Source organism: Microbacterium sp. X-17 (assembly GCF_039615055.1).
Genome location: NZ_JBDHNI010000002.1, coordinates 209,688 through 226,623, shown reverse-complemented (window position 1 = coordinate 226,623; position 16,936 = coordinate 209,688). Strand labels below are relative to the sequence as shown.

The 16,936-nt window shown below is 72.6% G+C and carries 14 protein-coding genes; 9 read left to right on the top strand and 5 right to left on the bottom strand.

Annotation, left to right across the window (positions count from 1 at the left end):
* Nucleotides 1-53 precede the first annotated feature (53 nt).
* The 4 genes from mtrB to raiA all read left to right on the top strand — a co-directional run bounded on the left by mtrB (nt 54) and on the right by raiA (nt 4,997).
* Entirely contained in the window at nt 54-1,685 is a 1,632-nt protein-coding gene (mtrB, locus tag ABCS02_RS09555; RefSeq protein WP_345836321.1) for an MtrAB system histidine kinase MtrB, read from the top strand.
* Nucleotides 1,682-3,370, top strand: coding sequence for an LpqB family beta-propeller domain-containing protein (locus ABCS02_RS09550; RefSeq protein ID WP_345835402.1), 1,689 nt, complete (start codon nt 1,682-1,684; stop codon nt 3,368-3,370). Before mtrB ends, ABCS02_RS09550 begins: the two co-directional genes overlap by 4 nt.
* A gap of 219 nt (nt 3,371-3,589) precedes the next feature.
* Complete coding sequence (locus ABCS02_RS09545) at nt 3,590-4,252, top strand: phosphoribosyltransferase family protein (RefSeq protein WP_345835401.1); 663 nt, start codon at nt 3,590-3,592, stop codon at nt 4,250-4,252.
* Nucleotides 4,253-4,337: 85 nt separating this feature from the next.
* Nucleotides 4,338-4,997 (top strand): ribosome-associated translation inhibitor RaiA, encoded by a 660-nt coding sequence (raiA, locus tag ABCS02_RS09540; protein WP_345835400.1) that lies wholly within the window; start codon nt 4,338-4,340, stop codon nt 4,995-4,997.
* Between the two features lie 104 nt (nt 4,998-5,101).
* Here the strand turns inward: raiA and ABCS02_RS09535 are convergent, their stop codons facing one another.
* The 3 genes from ABCS02_RS09535 to ABCS02_RS09525 are packed head-to-tail and all read right to left on the bottom strand — an operon-like array spanning nt 5,102 to nt 9,137.
* On the bottom strand, nt 5,102-7,840 hold the full coding sequence (locus ABCS02_RS09535; protein WP_345835399.1) for an FtsX-like permease family protein: 2,739 nt from the start codon (nt 7,838-7,840) through the stop codon (nt 5,102-5,104).
* Nucleotides 7,837-8,559 (bottom strand): ABC transporter ATP-binding protein, encoded by a 723-nt coding sequence (locus tag ABCS02_RS09530; protein WP_345835398.1) that lies wholly within the window; start codon nt 8,557-8,559, stop codon nt 7,837-7,839. The genes ABCS02_RS09535 and ABCS02_RS09530 overlap by 4 nt, the downstream gene beginning before the upstream one ends.
* On the bottom strand, nt 8,556-9,137 hold the full coding sequence (locus tag ABCS02_RS09525) for a PadR family transcriptional regulator (RefSeq protein WP_345835397.1): 582 nt from the start codon (nt 9,135-9,137) through the stop codon (nt 8,556-8,558). Before ABCS02_RS09525 ends, ABCS02_RS09530 begins: the two co-directional genes overlap by 4 nt.
* Nucleotides 9,138-9,333: 196 nt before the next feature.
* Here ABCS02_RS09525 and secA point away from each other — a divergent pair, with 196 nt between their 5' ends.
* Nucleotides 9,334-12,168: a preprotein translocase subunit SecA gene (gene secA, locus ABCS02_RS09520; protein ID WP_345835396.1), complete on the top strand. Its 2,835-nt coding sequence runs from the start codon at nt 9,334-9,336 to the stop codon at nt 12,166-12,168.
* A gap of 42 nt (nt 12,169-12,210) precedes the next feature.
* Nucleotides 12,211-13,428, top strand: a complete 1,218-nt coding sequence (locus tag ABCS02_RS09515; protein WP_345835395.1) for a pyridoxal phosphate-dependent aminotransferase — start codon at nt 12,211-12,213, stop codon at nt 13,426-13,428.
* A gap of 80 nt (nt 13,429-13,508) precedes the next feature.
* Here the strand turns inward: ABCS02_RS09515 and ABCS02_RS09510 are convergent, their stop codons facing one another.
* Nucleotides 13,509-13,946 (bottom strand): Rv3235 family protein, encoded by a 438-nt coding sequence (locus ABCS02_RS09510; RefSeq protein WP_345835394.1) that lies wholly within the window; start codon nt 13,944-13,946, stop codon nt 13,509-13,511.
* A gap of 128 nt (nt 13,947-14,074) precedes the next feature.
* On the opposite strand from ABCS02_RS09510, the gene ABCS02_RS09505 reads away from it, so the two are divergent.
* Entirely contained in the window at nt 14,075-14,662 is a 588-nt protein-coding gene (locus ABCS02_RS09505; protein WP_345835393.1) for a hypothetical protein, read from the top strand.
* Nucleotides 14,663-14,665: 3 nt separating this feature from the next.
* On the opposite strand, the gene ABCS02_RS09500 is transcribed toward ABCS02_RS09505, so the two are convergent.
* Nucleotides 14,666-14,947: a helix-turn-helix domain-containing protein gene (locus ABCS02_RS09500; RefSeq protein ID WP_345835392.1), complete on the bottom strand. Its 282-nt coding sequence runs from the start codon at nt 14,945-14,947 to the stop codon at nt 14,666-14,668.
* 98 nt (nt 14,948-15,045) lie between these two features.
* On the opposite strand from ABCS02_RS09500, the gene ABCS02_RS09495 reads away from it, so the two are divergent.
* Together ABCS02_RS09495 and ABCS02_RS09490 are read left to right on the top strand one after the other, a co-directional pair.
* Nucleotides 15,046-15,675 carry an SAF domain-containing protein gene (locus ABCS02_RS09495; protein ID WP_345835391.1) on the top strand — a complete coding sequence of 210 codons (630 nt, stop codon included), beginning with the start codon at nt 15,046-15,048 and terminating at the stop codon, nt 15,673-15,675.
* Nucleotides 15,672-16,928, top strand: a complete 1,257-nt coding sequence (locus tag ABCS02_RS09490) for a P-loop NTPase (protein WP_345835390.1) — start codon at nt 15,672-15,674, stop codon at nt 16,926-16,928. Before ABCS02_RS09495 ends, ABCS02_RS09490 begins: the two co-directional genes overlap by 4 nt.
* The last annotated feature ends 8 nt before the right edge of the window (nt 16,929-16,936 follow it).

Sequence of the window (16,936 nt, the reverse complement as noted above, 5' to 3'; positions counted from 1 at the left end):
TCGCCGTCCGTACGGTCCCCGATGCCGCGACCCGTCCGCGCATCTTCGCCGGCATGCGCGTGCGCGATCTGCCGCGTGCGCTGCTGGCGCTCTGGCAGCGGTCGCTCCGGTTCCGCACGGTCCTGATCACGGTCGCGCTCGTGGCGCTCGCGATCCTCGTCGCGGGGATCTGGACCGCGCTCGCGATCCAGAACGACCTCTTCGACTCGCGGAAAGAGCAGGCGCTCCTCTCCGCGCAGCGGGCCACGCAGGTCGCGCAGACCACGCTCGACGCCGCGGAGACGCAGGGCGAGAGCATCCTGCTGCGCAATGTCATGAACAGCCTCGTGACAACGCTCGCGCAGCCCGCGGGGACCGACATGTACGCCGTGCTGCGCACCCAGACGTCGGCGTCGACGCTCGCGCCGCAGGGCTTCACGGTCGGGCTCAGCGAGTCGGACATCTCGCCCGAGCTGCGCACGCGCGTGCAGACGAGCGACGCCCAGAACCAGTGGTGGCAGTCGGCCGCCCTCACGATGCCGGACGGCAGCACGGCGGCCGGCATCATCGTGGGGCACCGGCTCACCGTGCCGTCCGCCGGCGATTACGAGCTCTACTTCGCGTACGACCTCTCCACCGCGTCGCAGACCTTGCAGTTCGTGCAGGTGACGCTGTGGATCGTCGGCTGCGTGCTGGTCCTCCTCGTCGGGGCGATCGCGTGGTTCGTCCTGCGCTCGGTCACCGTGCCGATCCGCGAGACCGCGGAGACGAGCGCCAAGCTGGCGGCCGGCGATCTCGCGGTGCGCGTGCACGTGCACGGCGACGACGAGCTCGCGAGTCTCAGCCGGTCGTTCAACGCGATGGCGGACAGCATCCAGTCGCAGATCAAGGAGCTCGCCGACCTCTCGCTCGTCCAGCAGCGGTTCGTGTCGGACGTCTCGCACGAGCTGCGCACGCCGCTCACGACGATCCGGCTGGCCGCGGACATGCTCAACGACCGCCGCGACGACTTCGACCCGTCGACCGCGCGTGCCGCGGAGCTGCTGCACGCCCAGGTGGAGCGGTTCGAGCTGCTGCTGATCGACCTGCTGGAGATCAGCCGGTACGACGCCGGCTCGATCCAGCTCGAGCGGGAGCCCACGAGCCTCGCGCACCTCACGGAGGACGTGATCGCCTCGATGCGCCAGCTCGCCGAGCGGCACGGCGTGGACATCCGGCTCGTCGCTCCCGGGGGTTACAGCCCGGTCGACATGGATCCGCGCCGCGTGCGGCGCATCGTGCGCAACCTCCTCGGCAACGCGATCGAGCACAGCGAGGGGCGTCCGGTCGTGGTCACGGTCGACAGCAACCAGGATGCCGTCGCGATCGGGGTGCGCGACCACGGGCCCGGCCTCGCGCCCGAGCACGTGGAGCGCGTCTTCGACCGCTTCTGGCGGGCGGACCCGGCCCGCGCCCGCACGATCGGCGGGACCGGCCTCGGGCTCTCGATCGCGCTCACCGACGCGCGGCTCCACGGTGGCACGCTCACGGTGTGGTCGGAGCCGGGCCGCGGGGCGAACTTCGTGCTGACGCTGCCCCGGGGCGAGGGGGCACTCGCGGGTCCGTCGCCGCTGTCGGCGGACCCCGGCGAGGGCGGGCCGGGCGACATCCTCGTCCACACGCAGCCCATCTCGGTCGTGACCGAGAACGGCGGGGGTGCCTCATGATGCGCCGCTGGCACGCGCTCGCCGTGATCCCGCTGCTCCTCGCGCTGGCGCTCACGGCGTGCACCGGCATGCCGACGAGCGGGCCGGTCGGCCCGGGGCTCCGCGAGACCGACGATCAGGACACCCTCCCGATTGCGTTCCTCCCGGACCGGCCGCAGCCGGGCGCGACCCCCGAGCAGATCGTCGACGGCTTCCTGCGGGCCGGCTCGGGGCCGAGCGACAACTGGGCGATCGCGCGCCTCTACCTCGCGCCGGACATCCACGACTCCTGGCAGCCGAACGCGGGCGTGACGGTCGACTCGCTGCCCGACCGCACTCTGGGGGCGGTCGGCGACACGTCCGGGACGGATGCCGCGGTCTCGGTCGGCCTCACGCCGCTCGCGCTCGTCGACGGGAACGGCGCGTACTCCGACGTCGACGTGGGCCCGACGCAGCTGTCGTTCCAGCTCGCGAAGCAGTCCGACGGGGAGTGGCGCATCACGAAGGCGCCGGACGGCATCGTGCTCGACTCCGACACGTTCCCGCGCGTGTACCGCTCGTACTCGCTCATGTACTTCGACCCCGCATGGCGGCATCTCGTGCCGGACGTGCGCTGGTATCCCTCGGTGAACGCTCCGACGCGCATCGTCAACGCGCTCGTCAACGGCGACCCGAGTCCGTGGCTCGCGCGTTCCGTGGTGACGGCGTTCCCCGACGACGTGAACGCGCGTGCTGCCGTGCCGGTCGTGGACGGCGTCGCCCAGGTCGAGATCGGGGCCGCCGCGCTCTCGCTTCCCACGTCGACCCTCGACCGCATGCAGACCCAGCTCGATCAGAGCCTCGCGACGGCGAGCATCTCGGACGTCCGCATGACGGCCGGGGGTGCGACCCTGAGCGCGACCCCGGTGCCGACCGACTCGACGACGGTGGATCCGCGCGCCCTCGTCAAGACCGACCAGAACTTCGGATTCCTGAGCGGCGACCAGATCGACCCCCTGCCCGGATTCAGCCCGGCGATCCAGCCGCTCGACGTGCACAGCATCCAGCTCGGCTGGGACGGCTCGTTCGCCGCCGTGCGGCTCGGCGACGGCTCCGTGCAGCGGATCCCCTCCGGCGGGGCTCCGGTCACGGTCGACAACCGGCCCGACCTCATCGACCCGACGAGCGACCCGAACGGTTTCATCTGGACCGTGCCGTCCTCGAAGCCGGCCGCGGTCGTGGCGACCGCACCGGACGGGACGCACACCGACATCGGGGCCGCCTGGCCGTCGGCGGTTCGCATCGTGGCGATGCAGGTCTCACGCGACGGTGCGCGGGTCGCCGCCCTCGTGGTGGTGGCCGGGCGGTCCTCCGTCCGCGTCGCGGGCATCATCCGCGACGAGAGCGGGCGCCCCACGAGCATCGGGCCGGTGCAGGAGCTCGTGACACTCGTGGGCAACGGGGTCGCCCTCGGCTGGATCGACGACACCACGATCGGCGTGGTCGCCGCGGGCGACACCGACTCCACGGTCCTGGAGCAGCCGGTCGGCGGGATCGCGACCACGAGCAGCGTGCCCGCCCCGGTCACCGCGATCGCGGGCGCGGGCCAGAGCGTCGTGCGCGTGACCGACTCCAGCGGCAACCTCTACCTCAAGCGCGTCACGAACTGGCAGCAGGCCGGCTCCGGCATCCGCGTGCTCGCCACCCTCCAGGGCCGCGTCTCCTAGCCGAACCCCCGCCCGCTCGCCCCATTGGTGTCGCGCTACTCTTCCTCGCTCGCGCTACGGAAACACGCGTAGCGCGAGCGGGAAACGGTAGCGCGTGCCGCGGGTGGGGGTGCCGCGTGCCTGCGGTGCGGCGCCTCCCCAGGCGGCCGTGCGGTCGAGGAGTGCACAGGGTGGTGCGGGCAGCCCGTGCGCGGTGGGCCGCGGGGGCAGGATGCCGGGATGGGGCTCACCGGGACGATCCGCCGCGCGGCGGCCGACGCGCTCGCGTTCGTGCTGCCGGTCGAGTGCGCGGGGTGCGGGGAGCCCGACACGGAGCTGTGCGAGGCCTGCCGCGCGGTCCTCGTGCCGACCGTGGTCCCGCGCCGGCTGGACTCCGGGCTCGTGGTGCACGCGGGGCTCGTGTTCGACGGGGTCGTCGCGCGGGTGGTGCGCGCGCTCAAGGAGGACGGGCGCACGGGCCTCGCCCGCACCCTCGCGCCCGCCCTGGCCGCGGCGGCGGACGCTGCGGGTCGGGCCGATGCGATCGTGCCGATCCCGTCCTCGCGCGCCGCGATGCGGCGGCGCGGCTACGCCGTCGTCGAGCTCCTCACCCAGCGCGCCGGGCTCCCGGTCGATCGCCTGCTGCTGCCCGATCGCCGCGCGTCGGACCAGCGCCGGCTCGGCCGCGAAGCGCGCCGGGTGAACGTCGCGGGGGCCTTCCGCGGGCGACCGGCTGCCGGCATCCGTGTCCTCCTGACCGACGATGTGGCGACCACCGGCGCGACGCTCGACGAGGCTGCGCGGACGCTCCGAGAGGCCGGCGCCGAGGTCCTCGGGGCGGCCGTCGTGGCCGCGACTCCACGCCGCCTGGGAGAGTCGTCCGCTCCACGAAACAATCCGTGACAGGCCGCGGAGGGAGAGCTACTGTGGGGGGCTACTAGGCGGGATCGTCCGCCCTTGGCCGGGCGGACCGGAACAAGGAGGTCACATGGAGACCAACATCGTGGGCGTCGGAGTGAGCATCAGCGATCGCTTCCGGTCCGTGGTGGAGGAGAAAGTCCTCCGGATCGACACGCTGGCGCCTCGCGCCCAGCGGATCGACGTCAAAGTCACCCATCGCGCCTATCACAACGGCCACATGGAGGACTCGACGGTCGAGCTCACGCTCACCGGACGCGGGCCGGTCGTCCGCGCGGAGGCCGTCGACGCAGACAAGTTCACCGCCCTCGACCTGGCGGTCGACAAGCTCGCCGAACAGCTGCGCCGTGCGAAGGACAAGCGGGTCGACGCCCGCAATCATCCTCGCGGCGCCACCTACGACAAGGGCAGCGGCGCCCTGGAGGGGATCGATCTCGAGCCCGCGTCCGCCGACATCATCCGTCGCGTCGCGACCGGCGAGATCTCCGTCGTCGGCGAAGGCGCGGAGGACGAGGCGTACACGCCGGTCGTCATCCGCGTGAAGCGCTTCGGCGCGGAGTGGATGACGGTCGAGGACGCCGTCGACCGGATGGAGCTCGTCGGCCACGACTTCTTCCTCTTCATCGACGCGCGGACCGACAGCCCCAGCGTGGTCTACCGCCGCAAGGGCTGGGACTACGGCGTCATCTCCCTCGCGGCCCAGGCGGCCCCCGCCGAGCTCGCGTCCTAACCAGCAGTCACGCGAGCGCCCGCGGCCGTCCGCGCCGCGGGCGCTCCGTTGCGAGTGCAAGGGGACGAGCGGGCGTCGTCTCTTGAGTGAGCGGCCTCTCTTCGTCAAGTGATCGCCGTGCGACGGGTGACGTCGGCGCGACGGGGCGGAACGAGCCACGAGATGGCGGCGATCAGGGCGGGCAGCACGAGGGCGAGCAGGGCAAGCCAGAGCAAGGGGGTGTCGCCAAGATCGAACGTCGCGATCGACCGCGAGAGTCCCCAGACCGGGATCTGCCCCGCCACCGTCCCCACGATCGTGCCGATCCCCGCGATGAGCAGGGCCTGCCACGCGTTCACGCCACGGCGCAGCAGCCGTCCGGCGCCGACCGCGGCGAGCGTCGCGTCGTCCGGTCGACGTTCGAAGCGGGACAGCCCGAGCGAGATGGCGCTCGCCCCGACCACCAGCACCGTCGTGACGGCGAGGACCGCGGCGAGCCAGGGGTCTCCGGTGGCGGGACCGCGCTCGGACGCGACGAAGATGCGCGAGACCGACACGTCCCCGCCGTTCCGGCGTTCCGTCTCGGCCGTCAGCCTGTCCAGCTCTGCCTGCGGCGGGAGAGCGTCGTAGCGGGCGACGATCGTGGCCGGCGCGGTCGCGATGCCGAGCCCGTCCGCGGTGGCCGGGGCGACGATCGCGCCCCACACCATCCTCCGGTCCAGCTCGATCGCCGGCAGCAGGATCCTTTGTTCCGCCGCAGGGGGAGTGTCTGTGCCGGGTCGCGCCTCGTCGGCCGCCCGGAATCGGGTCACCGTGATCATCCCGTCGTGCACGAGGTCGGGGGACGCGGCGACCGCCGCACCGCCGCGGTAGGCCGCCAGTGTCTCCGGCCTCAGAGAGACCCCGAGCACGGTCTCGAGATCTTCCGGAGCGACGATCGTGAGCTGCGCTCCGCGGTCCTCCTGCCAGGCGCACGAGGGGCACCGTGGATCGTGGTTCCGTGCGACGAAGAACTCCGACGCGTCGGGGTCGACCGGCTCATGGGTCGTCCGGTCGTAGAGGGGCGGGCGGGGAGAGCCGAGGACCGCCATCCCGGCCGGCGCCGGTTCCGTGCCCTCGAGCAGAGCATGCGCGGAAGCGAGCAGAGTGTCCTGGCTGGATTCCTCGCCCGCGACGACGCGGGCGAGGAGGCTCTGCTCCGGGGCGGAATACGCATACGCCCGCACCGCGGACGCGGCGTTCAGGGCGATGACCGAGAGGACGAAGGACGCTGCGAACACGGTCGCCGCGATCGCAGCGAAGGCGGGGACCACGCGTGAGGGCGCGGCTGCAGCGTCCCGGCTCGCGAGCCGCGCGCCGTGCCCCAGGCGCGCGATCGGCCGCGACAGGACCACGAAGATCCAGTGGCCGGCGAGGATCACTCCGACCTGGAACACGACCGGACCGAGGACGAGGGCGATCAGCGCGGCGATCCGCAGGGGCTCGATCGTCTCGGACGGTCCCTGCGGGACCATCGCGGCGATCGTCAGCCCGCTCGCCACGGTGAGCCCCACGCTGCCGAGCACGAGCACGAGCCCCCCGACCGGGCGTCGTGCATTCAGCCGCGCGGGTCGGCGGGCACCGCGCAGCGCCCAGAGCGGATCGCCGCGCGTCGCCGAGCGTGCGGGTGCGACCGCGGCGAGCGTGCCGATCAGGAGCGCGAAGACCGCGATCGCGGCGATCAGGGCGGCGGGTAGGCGGAAGCCCCAGTTGCCCCAGAAGGTGCTCACGGCCCCGCGGTCGGTGGCCGCGAGCGCGATCGCGGCGCCACCGGCACCGAGGAGGAGCCCGCCGGCCGCGCCGAGGGCGCCCAGGAACGCCCCCTGCAGCAGGACCACACGGAAGACATCGCGCCGGGCGGCGCCCACGCTCGACGCGACCGCGAGAGCGCGTTGCTGGCGCCGGGCGCTGACGGCGAGGGCCGCGCCGGCCAGGAGCACGACCAGGTACCCGCTGAACACGGCCACGACCGCGCCGATCACCAGCATGCTCCACTGCGCGCTCGCGTCGCCGCCGCTGACGAACGCACCGGGCGGAGGCGCCGTCGCGAGATCGTGCGCGTAGGCGACGTACCCCGCGTCGTTGAGCTCGCGCAGCTGTGTCGCCGTCGGCTGCCAGTCGGCGAGGTACCAGCGCGCGGACGCTCCAGTGGGTTCCGGCAGGCTCGCCGCGCCGTTGGGGAGGAACAGCCTTTCCTCCGACTCCTGCTGGTCCGCTCGCCGCAGGGTCCCGGTGATCGTGAAGGTCGCGCCCGACTCGCTCAGGGTGACGGTGTCGCCGATGCCGGCCCCGAGCCGCGTGAGGAGCCCTGGGCTGACCATCGCTTCGGCCGGTCCGTGGGGCGTTTCCCCCGCGATCGGTACATAGCGTCCCTCGACGAGCGGATCCCACGCGTCCCCGACCGTGACGTCGACGCGGCCTCGGCCGCCTGCGGTGTCGATCACGGCGGTGGTCTCCGTGAGCGTGAGCGGAGCGGATCCGGCGGGGATCATCGCAGGCGGTCCGGTCGGCGGCGCCAGCGCCTCGGCTGGAGGCCTGCCTGCGAAGCCCCGGCTGTACCGTGGATCGTCCACGGCCTGCTCGGGGGCGGGGCGTATTCCGGTCGACTCGATCCACGATTGCGCACGCCCGAGTTGCAGCGTCGCGGCCTGCTCCGGGGTCGCGCGGTGGCTCTCCCCGAAGATCGCGGCGCCGGCGAGACCCGCGACCGGGAGCGCCACGAGCAGCACGACGAGTGCGCTCGACCCTCGGGAGCGTGCGACGCTGCGCCAGGCGAGCCGCCCCGTGACCCGCAGAGCCGGCCAGCCCGCGCGCCGCGCCCTCACGCCCGTGCCCCGGCAAGGAGGACGTCGGGGCCGTCCCGACGGGTCTCGTCGACGATGCGGCCGTCGCGGAGGGAGAGGATGCGGTCGGCCCACGATGCATGGCGGGCCTCATGCGTGACGAGGATCGCCGCCGCCCCCGCGTCGACGCGCGAGCGCAGCATCCGTAGCACCTGATCCCCGGTCGTGGTGTCGAGAGCCCCGGTCGGCTCGTCCGCGAGGATGAGCCGGCGGGAGCCGACCACGGCTCGCGCGATCGCGACGCGCTGCTGCTGACCCCCAGAGAGCTCGTCCGGATACGCGCCCCGGCGGTCGTCGAGCCCCACGGAAGCCAGTGCGTCCCGGCCGGCGCGACGTGCGACGCGGGCGCCGAAGCCGTCGAGCTCGAGCGGCAGCGTGATGTTCTCGAGTGCCGTGAGCGTCGGGATCAGGTTGAAGTCCTGGAAGACGAAGCCGAGTGACCGCCGTCGCAGGGCGGCCAGACGGGAGGACGAGAGCCCGCTCAGGAATTCGCCCTCGACGACGACCTCGCCCGAGGTGGGGGCGGCCAGGCCGCCGGCGATCGCGAGGAGCGTGGACTTCCCCGATCCGGACGCGCCCATGACGGCGACGAGCTCGCCGCGCGCCACCTCGAGGTCGATGCCCGACAGCGCCGTGACGGCGGTCTCGCCGGAACCGTACTGCCTGCTGACGCCGACGAGGCGGAGGACCACCTCGCTCATCGGACGGTCCGCGCCGGTCGGCCGCGCCGAGGACGGTCGGTCGCGAGCTCGATCGTGTGGCGAGGGTACTGCGCGAGGCGCTGCTCGACGTGATCGAGCCAGCGCACCTCCGCCTCGGCGTGGAAGACCAGCGCGTCGACGACGAGCGACCAGGCGAGTTCCTCGGGACCTTCGGGATCGGCCGGCCGCGTGCGGCCGAGCTCCTGGAGATGTGCCAGCGTCGCGCGCCGTTGCGCGCGGATGACGTCGGTGACATCCACCCCGGGCAGGGTGGCCGCTATCGCCAGCTTCACCGCGAGTTCGTCGCGCGTCGCCGTCGTGCGCTCCACGGGGGCGGCGAGCCACGCGCGTACCTCCGCGCTCCCGGCATCCGTGATCTCCCAGTAGACGTGCCCCTGGGCGTCGGTGTCCCCCTTCGTCACCAGGCCGTCGCGCTCGAGTCGGTCGAGAGTGTTGTAGATCTGGCCGACGTTGAGGGGCCACGTGGATCCCGTACGGCGATCGAACTCTGCCCTCAGCTGATAGCCGTAGCACGACCCTTGGTCGAGGATCGCCAGCAGGCTCTGTCGCACTGACATCCGTCCCCCCTTTGCATGCTGGGTATGTGTTTGCTCAGTATATGCATACCGAGAATGCATTGTGTAGGACGCACCCGCGCTCACCAGACCGCACCCAGCCCCGCCGAGGTCACGGGCGGATAACATGGGCGGGTCATGTCCGGCGTCCGCGCCGGCGTCACGCGCCTCCGCGCCGCCCGAAAGATGGAGATGCTCCATGGCCAATCCGCTCGAGAAACTGCTCCGCGCCGGCGAGGGCCGTCTGCTGCGGCGCCTCCAGCAGGTCGCGAAGGCGGTCAATGCCCTCGAGGACGAGTACTCGCACCTCACGGACGAGGAGCTGCGGGGCGAGACGGCGGAGTTCCGGGCGCGCTACGAGGCGGGCGAGACCCTCGACAAGCTCATGCCGGAGGCGTTCGCGGCCGTCCGCGAGGCCGCCAAGCGCACGCTCGGCCAGCGCCACTACGACGTGCAGATCATGGGCGGCGCTGCCCTGCACCTCGGCAACATCGCCGAGATGAAGACCGGTGAGGGCAAGACCCTCGTGGCCACGCTGCCGGCCTATCTCAACGCGATCGCGGGCGAGGGCGTCCACGTCGTCACGGTGAACGACTTCCTCGCGTCCTACCAGGCCGACCTCATGGGTCGCGTGTTCCGCGCACTGGGGATGACGACGGGCACGATCATCTCGGGCCAGACCCCCGACGTCCGCCGCGAGCAGTACAACGCCGACATCACGTACGGCACGAACAACGAGTTCGGCTTCGACTACCTGCGCGACAACATGGCGTGGCGCAAGGAGGACCTCGTCCAGCGTGGCCACTTCTTCGCGATCGTCGACGAGGTCGACTCGATCCTCATCGACGAGGCCCGCACCCCCCTCATCATCTCGGGCCCCGCCTCGGGCGAGGCGAACCGCTGGTTCACCGAGTTCGCGAAGATCGCGAACACGCTCGAGGAGGGTGTCGACTTCGAGGTCGACGAGAAGAAGCGCACGGTCGGCGTTCTCGAGCCCGGCATCGAGAAGGTCGAGGACTACCTCGGCATCGACAACCTCTACGAGTCGGCGAACACGCCGCTCATCTCCTTCCTCAACAACTCGATCAAGGCGCGCGCGCTGTTCAAGCGGGATGCCGACTACGTCGTCATGAACGACGAGGTCATGATCGTCGACGAGCACACGGGCCGCATCCTCGTCGGCCGCCGCTACAACGAGGGCGTCCACCAGGCGATCGAGGCCAAGGAGAACGTCCCGGTCAAGGCCGAGAACCAGACCCTCGCGACGGTCACGCTCCAGAACTACTTCCGCCTCTACGAAAAGCTCGCCGGCATGACCGGTACCGCCGAGACCGAGGCGGCCGAGTTCATGTCGACGTACAAGCTCGGCGTCGTCCCGATCCCGACCAACAAGCCGATGATCCGCAAGGACCAGTCCGACCTCGTCTACAAGAACGAGCCGGCGAAGTTCGAGCAGGTCGTCGAGGACATCGCCGAGCGGCATGCCAACGGCCAGCCGGTCCTCGTCGGCACCGTGAGCGTCGAGAAGAGCGAGTACCTCTCGCGGATGCTGGCGAAGAAGGGCATCAAGCACGAGGTCCTCAACGCCAAGAACCACGCGCGCGAGGCGGAGATCGTCGCGCGCGCCGGGCGGCTCGGCGCCGTCACGGTCGCGACCAACATGGCCGGCCGTGGCACGGACATCATGCTCGGGGGCAACGCCGAGTTCCTCGCCGTGCAGGAGCTGAAGGAGAAGGGCCTCGATCCGGTCGAGACGCCGGAGGCGTATGAGGCCGAGTGGGATGCCGTGTACGAGGGCACGCGCGACCGCGTCGCGGCCGAGGCCGCGAAGGTCGTCGAGACGGGCGGCCTGTACGTCCTCGGCACCGAGCGACACGAGTCGCGCCGCATCGACAACCAGCTGCGCGGTCGCTCCGGCCGTCAGGGCGACCCGGGCGAGAGCCGCTTCTACCTGTCGCTGACCGACGACCTCATGCGCCTGTTCCAGTCCGGTGCCGCCGAGGCGATCCTGTCCCGCACGAACTTCCCCGACGATGTCGCGATCGAATCGGGCATGGTCTCGCGCGCCATCAAGAGTGCGCAGACGCAGGTGGAGGCGCGCAACGCCGAGGTGCGCAAGAACGTCCTCAAGTACGACGACGTCCTCAGCCGCCAGCGCGAGGCGATCTACGCCGACCGCCGCCACATCCTCGAGGGCGACGACATCGCCGACCGCGTCCAGCACTTCATCGAGGATGCGATCGACGCGATCATCGAGGACCACACCGGCAGTGGCCACACCGAGAGCTGGGACTTCGACGCCCTGTGGGCCGAGCTCAAGACGGTCTATCCCGTGAGTGTGACGATCGACGAGGTCGTCGCCGAGGCGGGCACGAGGGGTCGTGTCACGCCGGAGGGCCTCAAGCGCGAACTCCGTTCCGACGCCAAGGTCGCGTACGAGACGCGCGAGGAGACCCTCGGCGATGCCGCGGTCCGCGAGCTCGAGCGCCGGGTCGTGCTGCAGGTGCTCGACCGCCGCTGGCGCGACCACCTCTACGAGATGGACTACCTCAAGGACGGCATCGGCCTGCGCGCGATGGCCCAGCGCGATCCGCTGATCGAGTACCAGCGCGAGGGCTTCCAGATGTTCCAGTCGATGATGGGCTCCATCAAGGAGGAGTCGGCCGGCTTCCTCTACAATCTCGAGGTCGAGGTGCGCCGCCCCGACGGCGAGCACACGGAGATCGAGGCCAAGGGGCTCGGGATCGAGCAGGCGGCCGGGCGTCAGCTCGAGTACTCGGCGGCGAACGATGCCGGCGAGGTCGAGGTGCGCAACGAGCGCGGTCAGGTGCAGCAGGGCGCGACGGACCGCCTGCGTCAGGCGGCGCAGCAGGCCGCGGCGCAGCAGGCGGCCGCGCAAGGCCAGCCCCCGCAGCAGGCGCCCGAGCAGCCCCGCCAGCCCGCCGCGCGCGGCGCCTTCGGGCAGCGCGTCGACGGTCCGGCGGCCGCGCCGCAGAACCGCGCGCAGCGCCGCGCCGCCGACAAGAAGAAGTAGGCCCCCGGGCGGGCTCCTGGCGAGCGGAGCTATCCTGGGCGGATGCGCTCCCTCGACCAGTCCAGCAAGCTGAAGAACGTCCTGTACGAGATTCGGGGCGCTGCGCTGGCCGAGGCCGACCGCCTGGAGGCCGAGGGCCACTCGATCCTGAAGCTCAACACGGGTAACCCCGCCGCGTTCGGGTTCGAGGCGCCGTTCCAGATCGTGCGCGACATGATCGCGGCGATCCCGCACGCGCACGGCTACAGCGAGAGCCGCGGCATCCTGTCAGCGCGCCGCGCCGTCGTGTACCGCTACGAGGAGGTCCCGGGCTTTCCCGAGGTCGACCCGGACGACGTGTTCCTCGGCAACGGGGTGTCCGAGCTCATCACGATGGTGATGCAGGCGCTCCTCGACGAAGGCGACGAGGTGCTGATCCCGGCGCCCGACTACCCGCTGTGGACCGCGATGACGAGCCTCGGCGGCGGAACGCCGGTGCACTACCTCTGCGACGAGGAAGCCGGGTGGGAGCCCGACCTCGAGGACATCCGCGAGAAGATCACGCCGCGCACGAAGGCGATCGTCATCATCAACCCGAACAATCCGACGGGTGCGGTCTACTCGCGTCACGTGCTGGAGGGGATCGCGGCGATCGCGCGCGAGCACTCGCTCCTGCTCCTGTCGGACGAGATCTACGACCGCATCCTCTTCGACGGTGCCGAGCACATCCCGATGGCGACGATCGCGCCCGATCTCCTGTGCCTCACGTTCAACGGCCTGTCCAAGACGTACCGGGTCGCCGGTTACCGTTCCGGATGGCTCGTGATCACCGGCCCGAAGGACCACGCCCGCGGCTTCCTCGAGGGGATCACCCTGCTCGCCTCGACGCGCCTGTGCCCCAACGTGCCCGCTCAGCATGCCGTGCAGGCCGCCCTGTCGGGCATCCAGTCGATCGACGCGCTCATCGCGCCGCCCGGTCGTCTGCACGAGCAGCGGGATGCCGCGTGGGAGGCGCTCGAGGCGATCCCGGGGGTCTCGTGCGTGCGCCCGCGCGGTGCGCTGTACGCGTTCCCGCGGCTCGACCCGGACGTATACGAGATCCACGACGACGAGAAGTTCGTCTACGACCTCCTGATGGCCGAGCACGTCCTGCTCGTGGGCGGCACCGGGTTCAATTGGCCGACGCACGACCACCTGCGGATCGTGACGCTCCCCGAGACCCGCGTGTTGACCGACGCGATCGAGCGGATGGGCAACTTCCTCTCCACCTACCGCCAGTAACCTCCTCCGGGGCTCCGCCCTCCGGGCTGCGCCACCTCGCGTTCTCACGTGGGTGGGGCGGGGTGAGGGCGGGCGCGGGGTCAGAGGAGGGCGAGGGAGGTCGCGCGCCAGCGCCGGTCCCAGCCCTCCAGCCGGATGGCGACGGCTCGCGTGCGCGCGGGGCCGGCCACCACCACGACCGCCTCGACGACCGAGTCGGCAGGGGAGGTCACCCGCGTCGACAGCACGGTGTGCACGGGACGCGCCGCGGGGACGCCGCGCGCGCTGCGCGCCCGCGTCGCCAGGTTCGCCCGGGTCAGGAGCACGCGGTAGGCATCCTCCGCGAGCCACCGCGCGAGCTGGTCGACCTCGCGGACGCCGGCGAGAACCTCCAGCACGCCGCACGTGAGGTTCCGGACCAGGGGTTCCGGGTCGGGCAGGTCGCGGGACGCGGTCCGCTGCCGGTCGAACGGATCGACGTCGTCGGGCCGCGCCCGGGGCGGGGGCGGTGGCGTGTAGGCACGGGGGCGCGCGGTCATGTGGGGCTCCAGGAGGGGGGATCGGAGTGGCCCCAGTAGAGCACGTGTCATGTCACGTCGGAAGCGCCCGGCGCGACAATGTGGAAAGTCTCATCGTCGTGTCACGGACCTGCTCTAGCGTCGGCGGGGTGCACGGCGACCGCTTCTTCGAAGACCTGGAGCACCAGCTCGACGCCGAATGGGAGGCCGAGCGCGCGGCGCTCGACTCCGAGGCCGAGCGGGTCCGCATCTCGCGGCTGACGCTGCGCGACCGGCTGTCCGCGCTCGTCGGGGAGCTGCCAATCGGCCTCGACCTCGTCTCCGGCGAACCGGCCCAGGGGCGGCTGTGGGCGGTCGGCGCGGACTGGGCGGGAATGGAGGGGCCCCGCGGCTCGCACCTGCTCGTCCCGCTCGCCGCGATCCGCGGCATCCGTCTGCCACTGCCCGACCTCCTGCTCTCGACGCGGGCGGATGCCGCGGCGGCGCGCCGGTCGGTCGCGGAGCGCATGGGGCTCGGCTTCGTGCTCCGCGCGGTCGCGCGCCGACGGCTCCCCGTGCTCGTCCGCCTCGACCGCGATCGCGAGGTCACGGGCACGATCGACCGCGCCGGCGCCGATCACCTGGACCTCGCGCTGCACCCGGGCGACGCTCCCCGGCGTGCGGAGGAGGTGTCCGGCTTCGCGATCGTGCCGTTCGCGGCGATCGTCGCGATCCGCGTCGACGAGCGCCCGGTCTGACGGTCAGTCCGGGTTCCGGACCGTGCCCCGTCCCCACAGTTCCGGGAAGCTCGCCGCGTTCGACTGGTGCCAGAGCGCGATCCGCCGCGCCTCTTCGGCCTGATCGTCGAGGTACTCCGTCACGGACTCCTCCTCGATCCGCCACTGCGGGGGCGCGCCGACGCGCGCGCCGCGCAGCCGGCCGTCGAGGACGAGGGCGACGACCTCGTCCGCCGACACGCCGAGCACCTCGGCCACGGCGGCAGGCGCGAGCATACGCATGCCGGATGCAGGGGATTCGGGCATGAGTCGATTATCCGCCCCCGCGACGTCACCCCTGGTGGATGACGCGCGCTGTGGATAAACGCCGCGCCCGATTCCGGTTCTCGGTGAGGATGTCGGTCATGACGGCCCTCCCGACGTCCGCGCGTCGTGCCCGCCCGCTGTGGGCAGACGTGCGGTTCCTCCTCGGCATCGTGCTGATCCTCGTGTCCGTCTCCGGCGTGTGGCTCGTCGTGGCCGCGGCCCGGCAGACGACGCCGGTCCTCGTCGCCTCACGCACGCTCGTCCCGGGCCACGAGGTCGCCGCCGGCGATCTGCGCATCGTGGACGTCGCCCTCGGTGCGGCCTCCTCGGCCTATCTCTCCGCCGCGGCGACCGCTACGGGGCGTGTCGCGACGCGGACGGTCGTGGCCGGCGAGCTCGTGCCGGCCGACGCGCTCGCGGACGCCGCGGAGACCGAGGTGACGCGCGTGGTCGTCCGGAGTGCGGCGGACGTCCCGGCATCCGTCGTCGGCGGCACCACGGTCGAGGTGTGGGCCGCACCGCCGGCCGAGGGAACGGCCGTCGCCGCCCCGCGGATCCTCGTCGCGGATGCCGTCGTCGCCGCGGTCTCGGAGGAGACGGGCATGATCCGCGGCGGCACGACCGCGATCGAGCTCGTCATCCCGCGCGCGGCGGCGCCGGACGTCCTCGAGGCCGTCGCGACCGGCTCGTCGATGTCCGTCCTTCCGGTCGCCGGAGGCTCCCGGTGAGGTCCGTCGTCGTCGCGGTGGGCGCGAACGGCGAGGCGCTCGCCGCAGCGCTCGGGCGCGCCGGGGTCGGCGTGCGCGCCGTCGTCCCGCCCGAGGCTCTCCCCGAGGCCCTGCTCGACGGCGCGGACGCGCTCGTCCTCGAGGTCACGCGGTCGAGTCTCGACGCGGACGTCGTCGCGCTCTGCGACCGGGTGGGCGCGCGCATCGTGCCGCTGTGCGGCGACGAGTCCGGCCGCCGGGTCGCCGCCGCGTTCGGGCTCCCGGAGGCCCTCCCGCTCGACGTCGACGCGGATGCCGTGATCCGCGCGCTGAGCGCGCCCGCGCCGTCGTTCGAGCGGGCCCGAAGCTCGGCATCCGCCCGCGGCGTCCTCGCCGTCTGGGGTCCGGCCGGCGCTCCCGGGCGCTCGACGATCGCGATCGAGCTGGCCGTGGAGCTCGCGCGCGGAGGCCGCCGCACCGGCCTCGTCGACGCCGACAGCCACGCTCCCTCCCTGGCGCTGCTCCTCGGGCTGGCGGAGGAAGGTCCCGGCTTCGCGGCGGCGTGCCGCCAGGCCGACCGCGGCCTGCTCGACGTCGCCGAGCTCACGCGCATCGCGGAGCCGGTTCCCGGCGCGCCCGGCGTCGAGGTGCTCACCGGCATCAACCGGCCGGGGCGCTGGCCGGAGCTCTCCGAGCGCCGTGTCGCGGCCGCGCTCGCCGCGTGCCGCGGCTGGGCGGACCACACGGTCGTCGACGTCGCCGCCCCGCTCGAGCGCGACGAGGAGATCGTGAGCGACCTCGACGGCGGTCCGCGCCGGAACGCGGCGACGATCGCGGCGCTGCAGGCGGCGGATGCCGTCGTCGCGGTGTTCGCGGCGGATCCGCTCGGCGTCGCCCGGTTCGTCCGCGCGGCCCCCGAGCTGCGCGCCGTCGTCGGCGCCGTGCCGGTGTTCGCGATCGCGAACCGCGTGCGTCCGGCCGCGGTCGGGATCGACGCGCGCGGCCAGGTGCGTCGGACCGTCGAGCGCTTCGCCGGCGTGCGCGACGTGTGGTTCGTGCCCGACGACCGTCGCGCCGCCGACGCGAGCCGGCTCGCATCCCGGCCGGTCGCCCTGGGCTCGCCGCGCTCGGCTCTGACCCAGTCCGTGCGCCGCTTCGTCGGCGAGGCCCTGCTGCCGCCGGCCGCCGCGGCGCCCGGCGGCCGGCGGGCGCAGCGCACCGGACGCGGCCGCGCGCGCTCGCCCCTTGCAATCGGCAGGGCGGGCGCGTCCTAGGCTGGGTG